The following is a 15999-nucleotide window of genomic DNA, read 5'->3' as shown; positions in this document are numbered from 1 at the left end:
AAAAACCTATTACGGCAGACCACCATTCATTGCGGCCGTTCGCTACCGGAGACTATCAAGAAGTTCTTTGGCATCGTTAAGGTCCGGAGTGTTGAAACCCTCAGAGAACGAGTCATAAACAGGCGTCAGCAGTTCTCTTGAACGTGTAACACTTCCCTGACTTTTCCAAAGTGCTGCAAGGCTGGTAGAAGCACGCAGCTCAAGCGATCTTGCCTGTTGCGCGCGCGCCCTCCGAATTGCGAGTTTGAATTGTTTTTCCGCTGCAGATTCATCTCCGGCTTCAGCTAACAGGACGCCTTCCAGTCTTGCCAGTTCAGCAAAATAGAACCGCTCTCGGTTCGCATCGCTCGCTGCGTTAGCTTTTCTCAAAGCAGACCACGCGCTATCCAAGTCATGCGTTTCGATACCGCTAGCGGCTAGAAAACCAAGCCATTGTGTATCACCAAGACGTGCTCCGGTTTTGTGCCATTTTGCATGCCCGTCCAGCAGCAGTTCAACCCCTTCGTCAATCCTGCCGAGCCCAGTCAGGGCGCGGCCACAGCACATGGTTCCAATGGCAAGCCACGGCGCTAAATCGTGCTCCGCTGCATGGGCGATCGCCTCTTTGGACACAGACAACGCCGCAACGAATTCCCTGCGATACAGCAGAGCTACGGCCTTAAAACACAAGGCCCATCCAATGCAGTGGCTGAATGACAGATCCTGACCAAGCTCAAGCCCTTCATTCGCCAGTTTCAGAGCAGTATCAGGGTAACCGATCAGCCAATAATTCCATGCAGCATATAGCCTGCATACAACGCCCGCGCTATCTCCGTGAATGGCAACTTCCACGTGGCGCATGTGTTTCGAAAGTGCGTCATCAATATCTATGCCAGATTGCAGATACTCTTTTGCTTTTTCGGACTCGCCCACAAAAAACAGGCTGGTTCCAAGCGCTCTGTTACTCAATGCGCGCTGGTGCGCGCTACTTGCCGACGTCACAAGAGAGCTCAGTCTCCTTGCAAGATGCAAAGCTTGCTTATGCTCTCCTCTGGTTAGATGGTAATTCCAATACCCTCTTAATATTGGGAATAAATCTTCGGTTCGGCCAAGGCGATTACAAAGCTTACGGGCCCTTTGGTAAGCCTGCCGCACATCCGGGGACGACCACCCTTTCACGAAAGTCAAAGGAACGGCAAGTTTTGACTGCAACTCCAACTCAGTCTCAATTCTGTTGGTAGGTTGTCGGATTGCGGGCACCAGCTTTAAGCCTGTTTTCAGATGTGCAATGGCCTCCATATTTGCCGAACGGGCAATTGCCAGCTCTCCAGCTTTCAACCAATACTCAATAGCTTTTTCGTGGCTGCCAGCCTCCATAAAGTGGTAGGCCACCATTTCAGGCCTTTTCCTGGTAATCTCAGGATGCATCGTCTCAATCATTTCAGCTGCCCGTTGATGTACCGGCCGCCGCTTTGCCTTCAGCAAGCTGCCATAAGCTGTGTCTCGAATGAGCGCATGCTTAAAAGAGTATCTGGTGTGAGGATGTTTCCCCCTTTGATTGAGAAGTTCCGCATCCACCAACTGTACCAACGCCCACCTTAGGGCCGTTTCTTCAAATGAAGAAACAGCCTGCAATGTTTGGAAATCGAACTCTCGACCAAGCACAGCGGCAACTTGTGCTACTTCCCGCGCTTTAGGCGACCGGTCCAACCTTGCCATCAAGGAATCTTGCAGCGACGCGGGGATCGTTGCACTGGAAATATGGTGGGGCAGTTCACGGCCTGTGTTTCGCTCGGCCAAAAGGCTGGAATCCAGCATCACCTTGGTCAATTCTTCGATGTAGAGCGGTATGCCATCAGTCTTGCCAATAATGTGTTCGACAGCCATTTGAGGTAGGTCTAGCCCTTTGGCTTGCTGCCTGATCAGAGTTTCTGCCTCTGACCTCTTCAAGCGACCAAGCTTGACTGTTGTTATCTGGATATCGCACTGCCACGGCGGTCGAAATTCTGGACGGCAGGTCAGGACATTTAGTATTGGAGCGTTCCGCGATTGTCTGATCTGAGACGCTAGTATTTCTAATGTTGAAGGGTCTGCCCAATGCAAGTCTTCCCAGGTCAACAAGACGGGCCGCTGCCGAGCCTCATCCAATAACCAAGCGACAATGGCATCCATGGTCTGGTGCTTTTGCGTTTGCGCCGTCAACGACGACGGCGGATATTTTTCATCAGGTAACGGAATTGACAGCAATGAGGCTATCAAGGGTACCACATCATTGAGCGGCAAGTTGGTCCCCCGAAGTGCGTCTTCCAGTTTGCGGAGTTTATCCGAGGGCTCATCCTCTGCACGTAAACGTAAAAGCTGCTCTAGATGAACAATAAGAGGGTAAAGTGCACTGTTAGTGTGATACGGCGAACAGCTAAGTGTAATACAGGTGCAGTCTGTCTCACTGAGTTTGCCGTGCAAGGCTTCTAACAATCGGGATTTTCCAATGCCAGGCTCACCGCAAATCAGAACAACCTGCCCCACATTTTCTTGGCTTTGCTGCCAAGCCTGCCACAACAGCTCAATCTCATCCTCGCGTCCGACAAATGGGGTCAGTTGCCCGGAATGGGTCAACTTAAACCGTGTATCCGGATTGGGCTCTCCGACAACTTTCCAAGTCGATACTGGTTGTTCAAAGCCCTTAAGCTGTTGAGCGCCAAGGTCTTCAAATTTTAGCGCGCCTCCTACTAATTTGCGCGTGGCAGTGTCAGTTACAACCTGATTAGGCAATGCCAGGTTCATCAGACGAGCAGCCAGTATAGGAGTTTCCCCGGCTACAGCACCCCTCTCAGACGCCGTCTCTCCAACGATGTCACCTATCACGACATGCCCTGTGGCAATTCCAACTCTGACCGAAAGGTTCTGTTTCACGTCCTTTTTCAAGTCTCTCACCGCCTGCACCAATGCCAGGCCTGTTCGAACAGCGCTTTCAGCTTGATTCTCGTGTGCACGAGGCCAACCAAAATAGGCTAAAACGCCGTCGCCTAGGAACTTGGCGACATGCCCTTGGAAGCGCATCACTACCTCGGCTACAGTGACTTGATAGTGTTGCATAATTTCACGCAAATCTTCTGGATCCAACCGTTGTGAAAGTGCGGTTGATCCAACGAGATCGCAGAAGAGAACTGTCAGTTGCCGGTGTTCAGCGTCAGGACCCTGTGCAGGACTGACTTGGGCTTGATGCCTACCTGGTACGACCTGCTGAAATCCATCACCGGCAAGAGCAGTTATCGCATGTACCAGCAGCTTACGGTCACCGAGTGGGCTGACCCCAAGTTCTGCCAAGTCATCTTCACTGAGATCAGGAAGATGTTTGAAGTTGATTTTGTTCGTGGCGAAGGCCTCTGCATATTCGCCAAGGCCTAGTTTTTCGAGCCATTCACCGACATCTTGAGCCATTGATGCCTCTCGGACGGTTGAAACGACTCCAGTTTAGTCGATTACCTTACTTCGATCCATCACAGCTCGTTGCATTGTCGGAAAGCAGCGAGTTTTTACGGAATATTGTATTCAGTTACTGGTTTTGTCCGACGGCTTTGAGCACCGTGTCAGTCCAGTTTTGCGAGCCGCGCACAGAGGTCTGGTGGTTACAGCCAAGGTCAGCGTTGCTGCCTATTAGTAGCTCCTCTATTTCCGCTTTTCAAAAAAACTCACGCGCAATCGCTCGCTCTTCAGACAACGGTACCAGCTATACTCTTGAATCTAATGGGCCTGACTTTGGTGCTCTTTCAGTTCATTCGTAAATCTCTGCAAACCGGGAATGTCATTTGATGCGGAAAAGGTGATCAATCGGACCGGCCAGTTGAGGTCGTAAGTCAAAGGCACAGCTGATACATCGCCCAATTGCGATGCGCCTAAAATATCAATGTCGACGATCGCACGGCCTGCACCTTGGGCGACCATGCGTACCAAGGCGGATTGTGTCTGAACCTCGGCTCTGACCTGAAACGAAACTTCACAGCTATCAAACATTGTCTCCACTGCACGGCGGAACGGGCTGCGCGGTGTCAGCATGATTTGGGGCGCCTCCGCGAGTTTGGCAGGCGAGACTTTGCGCGCATCAGCCAGCGGGTCATCGCGGGGAACAATCACCACGGGTTGTAGGTCGGCCAGTCGAGTGCACGACAGATTTGGGTCGCCGGGGTCAGACGATACAATTGCGCAATCCACCCGTCCTTCACGCAATGCTGCCATCCCTGCCTTCTCATCCAGAACATCGACATCCACCCTTAGGGCGGAAAGTTCCGCCATGAGTTTACCAGCCGCAGTCGCAACACGGGTATCGGCCACCGCCGGAACCGTTGCCACACGCAAATGCCCGCCTGTGCCAGAGGCGATTTGGATCGCTGCTTCCTGGATACGTTCCAAACCTTGATAGTGTTTTTGAACCGCCCTCTGCAAACTGTGTGCCGCAGAGGTTGGCTCGAACTTGCGTCCTGATCGATCAAACAGGAGCACGCCCATTTCTGCCTCTAACTCGGCGACCACTCGGCTAATGGCAGGCTGCGATATGTGCAGGGCATCTGCTGCCTTTCGCGTGGACCGATGTCGATAGGCCATCTGGAAAAGCTCAATCTGTCGGGCAGTGATACGCATATGAATTGATAACAATAGTGCATCAATAAATGCAATAAGATGATTTTTCATTAAGATTACCTGGCGTTACCGTTCCGTGCATGAACTGCGAAACAATGGATCGAAACGTGCCCGCTGACCTACTGATCTTGCTGCTTGCCATTTTAACAGGTGCAGCGATTCAGGTTGGCGTCGGGATTGGATTCAGCATCGTGGTAGCGCCCGTGATGATGGTGTTGCTGGGGACGGCCACGGCTGTTCCGGTTTTGCTCATGTTGAACACGCTCGTATCGCTTGTCGCGTCGAATAGGCGGGTGTGGTTGAAGAACAATGCACTGATCCGGAATGCAGTTATTGGGTGCTTAGCGGGAATAGCTCTCGGTCTCTTGATTTACCCCTATCTGTCAGAACGCATGGTGTTGGCCCTGACAGGTGTTCTTTTACTTGTCGGAGTTGCCACTTCGTTGTTGCCGCAGGAAAACAGGGTTGGCCTACCGGGATTTCAGGCAATTTCGGGCCTGTCTGGCCTTGCTACGGTATGGGCCGCGACCCCCGGTCCTTTGATGATTTTGGGCTTTCTGGCATTGGGTCGCACCCCGCATGAAGCTCGTAGGTTGGTGCAACCTGTGGCACTGGTCGCATATGGCTCGGCTTTTGCGTTGCATTGCCTGTCAGACTGGTCGGCCTTTGCCAGCGCTCCGTGGCTTTGGCCGTTTGTCGCGGCCACTATTGCGGGCAGCCTGTTGGGGCACCTGATCGGCCCACTGCTGCCACAGCAGGCCATAACCCACGCAATTCGAATAATCTCGATCCTCGCGTGCGCGGCCCTGTTCCGCCGCGCCTATCTGGTTGGATGACACGTGATGACTGAACAGATGAATATCGACCAGAAATTGTCTGAGTTCCCGCGCGCTCGTTTGATGACCGAAGTCACACCGGTCGAAAGGCTGGATCGCCTGTCAGACCGCCTGGATATAGACCTTTGGCTTAAGCGGGACGACCTGACTGGGCTTAGTTTTGGTGGCAACAAGACTCGTCAGTTGGAGTTCTATTTTGGCGAAGCGTTACAACAGCGGGCTGATACTGTTCTGATTACCGGAGCGGTACAGTCGAATTTTGTGCGCACAGCGGCTGCGGCTGCTTCACGTCTCGGGATGAAATCCGTTCTGCAACTGGAAGAGCGGGTGCCGGGGATGGGAGAGCAATACTACCAATCAGGCAATGTCCTGCTGGCCAAAATTCTGGGCGCTGTACATATGCACTTTTCGGTGGGCGAAGATGAAGTCGGCGCGGACAATGCCTTGCATGAAAGGGCGGCTCAGCTGGTTGCCGCCGGTCACCGGCCCTATGTCATCCACCTTGGCATCGACCATCCGCCCTTGGGGGCATTGGGCTATGTGCAGGGTAGTGCGGAACTGAGCGCGCAAATAAGCGATTTTGATGCCGCGGTCGTACCTTCTGGCAGCGGTTCAACACACGGCGGGTTTCTGACAGGTCTACGGCTGTCCGGAATGCGCGCGCCCGTTCATGGAATCTGCGTTCGTCGCGATCAGGAGCAGCAAAACGCACGCATGCAAAAAGTCCTGGGGAACTTGGCTGCCTTGATGGATTTCGACCCTTCGATCGTCATGAACGATATCAAAGTCTGGGATGACGTGCTCGCACCCGGATATGGGCAAGTCGGGCAAGAAACACTTGATGCCCTGACCCTCATGGCGCGTACCGAAGGTATCTTTTTGGATCCGGTCTATTCGGCAAAGACATTTGCCGGGCTTCTGAGGCTGTTGGACGAGGGGATCATCAGCAAGGGCCAAAAGGTCGTCATGCTGCATACCGGAGGCCTGCCAGCACTGTTTGGATATCAGGAAGTGATCGGATCACTCGCTTAGAACCGGGTGCAAAAGCACCGCACACATAAACAAACAAAAAAATATAAAGGGAGAAAACAATGAGGAAGAACCTGATCTTGGCCTCGGCTATGGCACTTTCGCTCGGAGGTGTGGCTGCGCAGGCGGAAGAGTTTGTCACGATCGGCACAGGTGGCGTGACCGGTGTATACTATCCCACCGGTGGATCGATCTGCCGTCTGATGAACAAGAACCGCAAGGAAACCGGCGTGCGATGCACGGTCGAATCCACCGGCGGTTCGGTTTATAACATCAACACCATCCGCGAAGGTGAGTTGGAATTTGGCGTTGCACAGTCCGACTGGCAATTCCACGCGCTCAACGGCACCTCTAAGTTTGAAGAAGCCGGACCATTCGAAGACTTGCGTGCTGTGTTTTCCGTTCACGCCGAACCGTTCAACGTGATGGTGCGCGAAGACTCGGGGATCGAGCATTTTGACGATCTGGTAGGCAAGCGGGTTAACATCGGCAATCCCGGCTCCGGCCAACGTGGCACCATGGAGGTGCTTATGGACGCCAAAGGCTGGACCAAAGACACGTTCGCCCTCGCCGCCGAGTTGAAATCAGCGGAGCAATCCAGCGCCTTGTGCGACAACCAGATCGACGCGTTCATTATCACGGCCGGCCATCCCTCGGGTAATCTGACCGAGGCTGCCACCACGTGCAACGCCAAGCTGGTGCCAGTGACGGGTGATGCTGTGACCGGTTTGATCGATAACAACGCCTATTACCGCTCGGCCACAATTCCCGGCGGCATGTATCGCGGCACCGATAACGACGTCGAGACCTTTGGGGTCGGCGCAACACTTGTAACGTCGGCCAACGTATCTGATGCGGCAGTCTATGCTTTGGTTTCGGCCATCTTCGAGAATTTCGATGATTTTCGCACCTTTCACCCGGCCTTCGCCAATCTGACTAAAGAGGAAATGGTAACCGCCGGTCTTTCGGCGCCAATCCATCCGGGTGCGCTGAAGTACTATCAGGAAAAAGGACTGTTGGAGTAAGCAGGGAAATCTTCGGACACTGTCGTCCAACCCATGTCGGGGCCGCATTGATGCAGCCATGCTCAAGTGGCCCCACATAGACAATTCCATTCCCAACAGAGGAATGATTTGGGTTCAAACGCAGTTACAGTGGCCGAAGCAATCAAGAAGGCATCAAAAGAGCACTGCGAGTGCCAAAAAGGCTTCTTTGAGTATGCAGAACACGAAAGAGCAGACCCCTATCTGTCCCCAGCACCTTGGCAAGGGGCATGCAGGCAACACGGCGGATTCTTCCCCTCCGACACCCAAAGTTGACTACTCGGTCTCAGCGGGTCTGGCCGACCGACTTGGAGGGCTTGGGCTGTCCATCGCCTTTTCCTCCTACCAGTCGGGGTTCCTTTACATGGTCGGGGTCAAGCCGGGTGGTGGGATCAACATCCATCAGATGGCTTTTCCTCGACCAATGGGAATTCACCGTCATGGGATGCATGGCTTGTCACTGGCGGCAGATGATCAAATTCTGCACCTTCAGAACGTGCTTGATCCGCATGAGCGCGTGAATGATCTGTTCGACGCGGCCTTCATGCCGCGTCAGAGCGAGTTTACCGGGCGGCTTGACCTACACGATCTTGGCATCGACGCCACAGGCAAGCCGATCTTCGTCAACACACGATACAATTGCCTCGCAACGCCGGACATGCGCCACAGCTTTCGTGAGGTCTGGCGACCGCCATTCATATCATCGCTGGTGGCTGAGGATCGTTGCCACCTGAACGGGCTGGCGATGAGGGACGGACACCCCCGATACGTCACAGCTGTCAGCCGGTCGGATACGATCGACGGTTGGCGTGACCGGCGTGCGGATGGGGGTATCGTTATTGACGTCGAGTCGGGAGACATCATTTGCGACAATCTGTCGATGCCGCATTCGCCGCGATGGCATGACGGACGGCTGTGGCTGTTGAACTCTGGACGTGGTGAGTTGGGCACAGTGGAGTTCGACCAGAACGGCAAGGGTAGTTTCAAGCCACATGTTTTTTGTCCCGGTTTTGCCCGTGGTCTGGCCTTGCATGGACGTTACGCTTTCGTAGGCCTGTCCAAGCCCCGTTACAAGCGGTTCGAGGGACTGGAGCTTGAGGCCCGTCTGACCGAGGCCGACAGCGCGCCATGGTGCGGAATCCAGATAATTGATCTTGAGACCAAGACTTGCGTGGACTGGCTTCGGATAGATGGCGCGGTGGCCGAGCTCTACGACCTTGAACTCGTGCAGGGTCACCTCTGCCCGATGGCAATTGCGCCTGACACCTCAGAAGCGGCGACGCTGATCACCCTGCCAAAGCCAGAGCAGCGCGAAGAAAACACATAAAATTCAACAACAAAGCAATAAAATTGGTACGGACATAATGAACAAAATAGATCAGAGCACGAGCCTGCCACACTGGCGTGCAATCCGTCTGCGTGGCGGTCGGATGACGAAGTACAAGGGACAAGTGGCAAGTTACGCTCCAGCACTGGGACGTGTGCTTTCAGGCGTTTCTGCAGCGGCACTTGGCGCGACCACATTACTGACTGCAGGCTCTGCGCTTGCGGGGAGCTGCGTCCCGCAGGTCCCCGGCATATTCTTGTGTTCCGGGCCAGCTGATCCGGTAAACGACATCAGTGTGACGATCATCAACGGCGCGCCCATATCTGTAGAAACGACGCCGGGCTTCGGCATTGACCCTTTCAATTCCGCAAACGCCATGGATCTGTTTAGTAATTCAGGCCTGACCTTCACCGACAATAATGCTTCAACCATCATTTCGCGGAGCAATGACGCGCTTAGGGCTGTCGCATATGGCGGCGGCGATTTGACGGTGACCACGACCGGCACGCTCAGCGGAGCGCGACACGGTATCTACGCCCGAAATTACGGTGTGCTATCGGCAGGGAATCTCTCAATAACAGCGGCGAATGTCAGCGGAGCAGCTGTTGACGGGATTTATGCCAGGAATGACCGTGGCACCGGCCTTTCAGTCACAACTTCCGGGATCGTTTCAGGGGGCCGGTCTGGGATCCATGCTCGAAACACCGGTAGCGGTGCGCTGTCGATCACGGCGGCGGCGGTTACCGGGTCCGGTGCAGACGGTATTTTTGCCTACAACGGCGCCACTGGAACTGATCTATCGGTTACGGCTGCTCAGAGTGTCAGCGGCAGTAACAATGGCATAATGGCCGCTAATCACGGTACAGGAACGCTGACAATTTCGACTGCGGAAGTCACTGGAACCAACGGCTTCGGGATAAGGGCGGCAAACTACGGCTCCGGCACGGATCTTTCGGTCACGGCATCGGGTGCCGTTACGGGCAGTCGCAGTGCTATCTCGGCAAGCAACCGCGGAAGCGGAGGTTTGACCATCGATGTTGGAGACGCAATCAGTACAAATGATGGCTACGGCATCAATGCCCGCAACTACGGTGCAGGCGCGCTGGTGATCTCAGCCGCCAATGCCACCGGGACCGCCAATAATTCGGGCATTTTTGCCGGTAACAGCGGCACCGACCTTTCGATAACCACAAGTGGGCTGGTCACAAGTAACTGGCGTGGGATTTCCGCAAGAAACACCGGCACGGGTGATATGACCCTTTCGGTTGCGGATGTGACATCGACCCGCCTGAACGGGCTGAACCTGACCAACTATGGCGCTAACCTGTCGATCACATCCACCGGAACGATCAGCGCTGTAACGAAAGGGATCGAAGCACGTAACCAGGGCTCCGGTGCGCTGACGGTTTCCGTCAACGACGTTACAGGAGCGACGGAAGAAGGAATATACCTTCTCAATGCCGCCTCAGGAACGGATCTGTCGATCACCGCAGCGGGAACGGTCACAGGTACGACCGGAATTGCAGCCACCAACCAAGGCAGTGGTTCGCTGACGATTTCCACGTCGGATGTCGCTGGCACAGCTGGCAACGGTCTGATCGCCCGCAACGAAGGTGGCACCGATCTTTCGATCAATACGCAGCGCGGCACGGTAACCAGTAGTGGTGATGGAATTGTTGCACTTAATGATGGCAGTGGTGCGCTGACGATCTCTTCGGCGGTTGTCACCGCGACCGGGCCAAATGGAATATTTGCGCTTAACAGGGCGCCAGCAACTGACCTTTCGATTACGACCGCGGGGCCGATAACTGGCTCAGTCAACGGGCTTTACGCGGTCAATCTGGGCAGCGGTGCTTTGACTATTTCAACTGCCGGAGCAATCGGCAGCAGCGGCGCAGGAATATACGCCAGAAACGAGGGTAACGCCGACCTGACCATTAGCACGTCCGGCACCGTCAGCAGCGGGTTTCGGGGTATTTATGCCCGCAACTATGGCAATGGCGCGTTGCGGGTGAACGTTGCCGGCACCGTTAATGGAGGTTCGGGCGCGGCGATTGACGCCCGAACGAACTCTGGTGGGATGAGCGTGCTAACACTCGGCAACGGCGCATCGGTCTCGTCCACATCCGGCGAGGCGATCACCAATAACGAGGGCAACAGTCAGGTCACCCTGAAAGCAGGATCAACGGTTGCAGGAGCGGTGCGTCTGAATGACGGCATCGACGCGTTGACGATTGAAGGGGGCGCAGATATCAGCGCGGCAACCCTGTTCGACGGCGGTGGCGGCACGCAGGACGCGCTGACCTTTTCAAGCTTCAGCGGCGGTTTTGATGGCGCTCTGTTCACCAATTGGGAAAGCCTGACGGCAGACAATGGAAGTGTCCTGACTCTGGACGGTTCAGCCTCAGGTATTGGATTTATCGCGGCAAACAACGGTTCGACCATCAATGCCGGGGATGCAAACCGGTCTCTGAGCAGCAACCTGCGGATCGACACAACCAGCAGTTTCCGGGCCGGATTTGCCGGATCGGGTGCGGTCAGTGTCAACGGTGACGTCAGCAACGATGGCCTTGTCAGTTTGGTGGATGGGCACGGGGGTGATCGCCTGACTATTGGCGGCGATCTGTCGGGGTCCGGTACTGTGGCGCTTGATATCGATTTTGATGCCGGAACCAACGACCGGTTGATTGTGACAGGTAACAGCACAGGGGCACAGCAAGGATTGCAGGTTCAGAAATCCGGTGGCCAAACAAACCTGCAGACCTATGCGCTTGCCTCAGTTACCGGCACGAGTTCTGCCAACGATTTCCAACTGGTTAACGGTGATTTCGTTACCAAAGGCGGTGAAGCCGCAATCGTCGGCGGCGCATATACCTTCCTGCTCGATTACGATCCGGCAACCGGTGAATTCGTTCTCACTCCCTTCACGGCAAACGGCGGGGTGAACATGAATCCGAACCGTGCATTCCTTGCTGCCGGCATCCAGCAGTTCAGTGACCAGATTGCATTGGATGGCGCGTTGCGCCGCCTGACCGGCAGAACAGGCAGTGAAGACACTAACACCGTCAGCCGGTCCCTGATCGAACTCAGCTCTACAGACCAACCGCTGGTCTGGCTAAACGCCGAAGGTGGGCGTGACCGCTATACGTCAGGTGATCGCACGAATGAAACGACAAGCGGCGGCCTGCGTGTGGGCGCCAGTCTGCCGTTTGCCGAAATCGGCAGCGGCTCTCTGATCGGTGGGTTTGAATTCGGTGCAACAACACTTTCAACAAACAGCGAAACATCTTTGGCTGACGGCAAGATCGACACCGACGCGTACGATGTGACGCTGAGCGCGTTGTGGTTGGCTGATAGTCAACTCTATCTGGACGGCCAAGTGCGTTATGCGTTCTTTGACAGCACAACCCGGCTGGCAGGTGGACAGGACGTTGATACCGACGGCGATGGATATGCGGCCTCGATCGAGATTGGCAAGTTCTTCCGCATGAACAACGGCCTGAATACCATTCCGCAAGCGCAGCTTCTTTATAGCAGTGTTGATGCCGACGATCTCAACGATGTTTCAAGCGGTGTCGCTGGAACGGTCTCTGACGGGGATACGCTGAGTGCGCGCATTGGTTTGCGGGCCGAGCGGGAGTTCGGCACCGGCGTCTTTTTTGGCCAGTTCGACTATTACCATGCTTTTGATGATGAAACCGGAGTGTCATTCGGCAATAACACAATCCTGACAGAGCGCGGCAGGAACAACCTTGCTCTAACACTGGGAGGACACATGGACATCGCAGCAAACACCATTTTGTTCGGAGAAGTATCCGCCCAGAGCGGGTTTGGCAGTAGCTCTGACGACTATGGCGTTGCTGGTCAACTGGGTTTCGAGTTCCGGTTCTGACCCCTCCTCCACGAGACAATGACGGCGCACTCCTCCTCGCGCCGTCTCTTGTGGGCCACCGCACAGCTCACTCACAAAACCATTCACGGGCAAAGGTGGCCCACAACCAATCAACCGATCAAACAGAAGGATCAACATAATGAAAACTCTAATCTCCACGGCACTGGTCTTGGCGGCATTGGCCGTTCATTCGCCGGCTCAGGCGGAAGATCTGGAATTCCTGCTCTACAACGACAGCAGTGCCGACCTGATAGAATTCAACGTCTCCCCGGCATCATCCGATGATTGGGAAGCAAACCTTTTGGCGGGTGGCTATCTGGCCCCTGGATATGAAGTTGGCGTGGATATCGCAGACGGGTTGACGACCTGCGTCTATGATATCCGTGGCGTCTTTGCCGACGGTTCTGAGGCCGAAGATTATGAGCTGAACCTGTGTGATCTGGGTGAATACACTTTCACCGACTAGGTATAGATGCATTCGTAACGGCGAAAGCTCCGAGAGGTCGGAGCTTTCCTCAAGCACTCGATCAGATTGTCACCAAACAAGCTGCTCAGTCCGGATAAAGCCCAAACTGACTTCTGCGCTTCATTTTGCGGACCAATGAATATGATACCTAATAGGTGAGAACGGCTCGTACCATTGGATCAAATCTTAGCCAACACTCTAGTAAACCAATAGCCTAAGGGTTTTTCATTTTAGGAGATCAACGTGACCAACCACATAACTCTCAGAGATGGTAGAACACTCGCTTTCAGCACTTACGGCGACCCAAACGGAACACCTGTGATTTTTAGCCACGGGTTTTCCGACTCTCATGTAATTCGTCAGCCCGACGACAGTCTAACCGCTTCGCTTGGAGTGCGATGGATTGCAGCAGATCAGCCCGGTGTCGGAGGGTCGAGTCCGAAGAAGGATCGGAAAATGGTCGATTGGGGCGCTGATATGGAGGCCCTGGCGGATCATCTTGGTCTCGATACATTCAACGTCGCGGGCCATTCAGGGGGCGGCCCTCACGCTTTGGCGGTGGCATATCACATGCCCGAACGTGTGCGCAAAGTTGCACTCGCTTCTCCTGTGGCGCCATTCGATGAGCCCGGCGTTACCAAAATGCTGGTACTGAAGGATCTGAAGACCATCGCGAAACTGCGTCATCTGACTGTATTGATCCGCTGGGCAGAGCGTATGGGCGCTAAAAGTGCTCTGAAAGACATCCCTTCATACGTGGAGTCTGTCGTTGACCAAATGCCCAACGAAGCCAAAACAATTCTCCGCAATCCAGAGCAGCAGGCCTTGTTCGAAGAGAACTTTCGTCTTGGTTATCAACAACACGAGGAAGGTGTTTTCGAAATGACCATGGCTCTTTGGGATTGGGGATTTTCGCCAAAGGCGATCCGGCAACCGGTGGAAATGTTTTATGGTACTGCAGACGATATCATCTCGCCTGAAATGCCTCGGCACCTTTGCTCTGAACTTCCCAACTGCACCGCGCACGAGTGGGCGGGCGCAGGACATTATGGGTTTGTGGACCGCGAACGGTGGACCGAATTTGTCGGCACGGTTGCCAGTCTGTCGTAGCAAGTCAACGGAAACTTTGGCGGCAGAATAAGTGTGGGTCCGGGCCAATCTGATCAGAGGATTCCGCCTTTGATCAGAGGTTCGCAGTGAGCCTGAAGTTGCTTTCAGATCATTGGGTCATATGCCCATTGCAACAAGGCTTGCCGTTGGCGTGGACGACAGAAGATATCCCCCGGAAAGCAATTGGCACGAATTTGGCCAGCGTGACGGGAAAATGCTCTCCAACGTTTGATCTGGATTGCGTCGATTTCTGGGATGCGTCGACCTAAAAAATATCGGCAATACCACTGAAACCACCCTCGCGGGTCAGGGCCATATATCCAACCCTTTTGCCGCCAATGCGAGAGAGGCTGACGGCTCTTTACGCCGAAATAATTGTACTTTGGATCTGGCTTTTCACTTATCTTGGCTTTTTCGAACCAGCTTGACGGGAATTCACTGACGCAATCGTTGCAGTATTTCCCTTCAAACACACCCATTTCCAACATTTCTTTTGGGGACAAGAATGGTCGAAATTCTGGCGAAAAATTCTCGCCCACGGGCGCCTCTAACCGATATGTGTAACCGGTCTGCATGCGGTCGCTAACTTTGATTGAATCGCCGATTTTCATCCCTCAATAAATATAAGGAAATTCAAATGGTTCCAGTCTCAAATCTCGGCAATGTCCCCTTTGTCCGCATTGGAGCCAATTTCTGCGAGAATTGGACCGATGACCGCTCTTGCGGAAACAGAACTGAAACTTGAAGCTCAAACAGACATGAGCCACTTTTTGAACGTTCTCACCGTGGCCCGCTCTTCTTCGCCCGGTCGGCAAACAAAGTAGAGCCCACGGTTCAATGGAACACTAGTTTCATCAAGACGGGTCAGTCGACCGAGTTCCAAGTCTCTTGCTGCCAAGAGATGCCTTGCCAATGCGACGCCTTGCCCATCAATCGCGGCCTCCAAAAGAACAGCGCTGTCCACAAATTTGGTGTTTCGTGAGTTGATCCGATCTGCGCTCAGCCCAACTTGCGCCGCCCAAATGTCCCACCCGGTATTGAATTCATCGTGCAACAATGGGAAGTCAGCCACATCCTCGGCGCGCATCGGCAGCTGCGTTTTCTCAACGAGGGACTGCGCGGCGACGACAATCAATTCCTCTTGTCTGATTTGCTCATGATAGAGCCCATCCCAACCGGGTTCTCCGAACCGCAAGGCGACATCGACCCCGGACCTATCAAAATCGGCAAAGGCATCATTGGTATCCAGCAACAAGGTGATATCCGGATGCGCTTGCTGAAACGAACTTAGCAAAGGCACAAGCCATTTTAGCGCCAGCGATGTCGACAAAGACACCGTGATCGATTGGCGGTGATGCTGTCGCTTCACCTCCGACACACCCAACTGCAAGGCAGAAAACGCCCCGCGTGTTGACTGGTACAGGCGTTCCCCGGCCTCGGTCAGTTCAACGCCATTGGGCCGACGATGAAAAAGCGTCACGCCAAGATGTTGTTCCAGCAACTTGATTTGCCGACTGATCGCGCCGTGAGTGACGCTCAATACATCCGCAGCCTTTGTCAGACTGGAGTGGGTCGCGGTTTCGTCAAAGGCCTGCAGGGCACGGAGGTGTCTGAGGTTTTCCGTCATGTGAGAATATCTAACAGCAGTATCAAAAAAACTCGATAGGAATATTTAGTTA

At 54.2% G+C, this 15999-nt stretch carries 11 protein-coding genes; 7 read left to right on the top strand and 4 right to left on the bottom strand.

The window, feature by feature from the left end; all coding sequences use genetic code 11:
* Positions 1-42 precede the first annotated feature (42 nt).
* Together ACR0D6_RS16715 and ACR0D6_RS16710 are read right to left on the bottom strand one after the other, a co-directional pair.
* Positions 43-3420: an AAA family ATPase gene (locus ACR0D6_RS16715; protein WP_480766334.1), complete on the bottom strand. Its 3378-nt coding sequence runs from the start codon at positions 3418-3420 to the stop codon at positions 43-45.
* A gap of 303 nt (positions 3421-3723) precedes the next feature.
* On the bottom strand, positions 3724-4617 hold the full coding sequence (locus tag ACR0D6_RS16710; RefSeq protein ID WP_480766333.1) for a LysR family transcriptional regulator: 894 nt from the start codon (positions 4615-4617) through the stop codon (positions 3724-3726).
* Positions 4618-4697: 80 nt separating this feature from the next.
* Between ACR0D6_RS16710 and ACR0D6_RS16705 the strand changes: the two genes are divergently transcribed.
* The 7 genes from ACR0D6_RS16705 (at position 4698) to ACR0D6_RS16675 (ending at position 14320) form a co-directional block, all read left to right on the top strand.
* Positions 4698-5453 (top strand): TSUP family transporter, encoded by a 756-nt coding sequence (locus tag ACR0D6_RS16705; protein WP_480766332.1) that lies wholly within the window; start codon positions 4698-4700, stop codon positions 5451-5453.
* Positions 5454-5459: 6 nt separating this feature from the next.
* Entirely contained in the window at positions 5460-6485 is a 1026-nt protein-coding gene (locus ACR0D6_RS16700) for a D-cysteine desulfhydrase family protein (RefSeq protein WP_480766331.1), read from the top strand.
* 59 nt (positions 6486-6544) lie between these two features.
* Positions 6545-7507: a TAXI family TRAP transporter solute-binding subunit gene (locus tag ACR0D6_RS16695; protein ID WP_480766330.1), complete on the top strand. Its 963-nt coding sequence runs from the start codon at positions 6545-6547 to the stop codon at positions 7505-7507.
* 193 nt (positions 7508-7700) lie between these two features.
* Entirely contained in the window at positions 7701-8852 is a 1152-nt protein-coding gene (locus tag ACR0D6_RS16690) for a TIGR03032 family protein (protein WP_480766329.1), read from the top strand.
* Between the two features lie 37 nt (positions 8853-8889).
* Positions 8890-12744 carry an autotransporter outer membrane beta-barrel domain-containing protein gene (locus ACR0D6_RS16685; RefSeq protein WP_480766328.1) on the top strand — a complete coding sequence of 1285 codons (3855 nt, stop codon included), beginning with the start codon at positions 8890-8892 and terminating at the stop codon, positions 12742-12744.
* Positions 12745-12883: 139 nt separating this feature from the next.
* Entirely contained in the window at positions 12884-13210 is a 327-nt protein-coding gene (locus ACR0D6_RS16680; RefSeq protein WP_480730838.1) for a hypothetical protein, read from the top strand.
* Between the two features lie 243 nt (positions 13211-13453).
* A complete protein-coding gene (locus tag ACR0D6_RS16675) occupies positions 13454-14320 on the top strand; it encodes an alpha/beta fold hydrolase (protein ID WP_480766327.1) in 867 nt (288 codons plus the stop codon).
* A gap of 104 nt (positions 14321-14424) precedes the next feature.
* Here ACR0D6_RS16675 and ACR0D6_RS16670 read toward each other — a convergent pair whose 3' ends face one another.
* Positions 14425-14931, bottom strand: a complete 507-nt coding sequence (locus ACR0D6_RS16670) for a hypothetical protein (RefSeq protein ID WP_480766326.1) — start codon at positions 14929-14931, stop codon at positions 14425-14427.
* Positions 14932-15068: 137 nt separating this feature from the next.
* On the bottom strand, positions 15069-15947 hold the full coding sequence (locus ACR0D6_RS16665) for a LysR substrate-binding domain-containing protein (protein WP_480766325.1): 879 nt from the start codon (positions 15945-15947) through the stop codon (positions 15069-15071).
* Positions 15948-15999: the final 52 nt, after the last annotated feature.

The organism is Ruegeria sp. BJ6 (genome assembly GCF_056537885.1).
The sequence above is the reverse complement of the archived record's forward strand: the minus strand, read 5'-3'. Positions and strand labels throughout refer to the sequence as shown.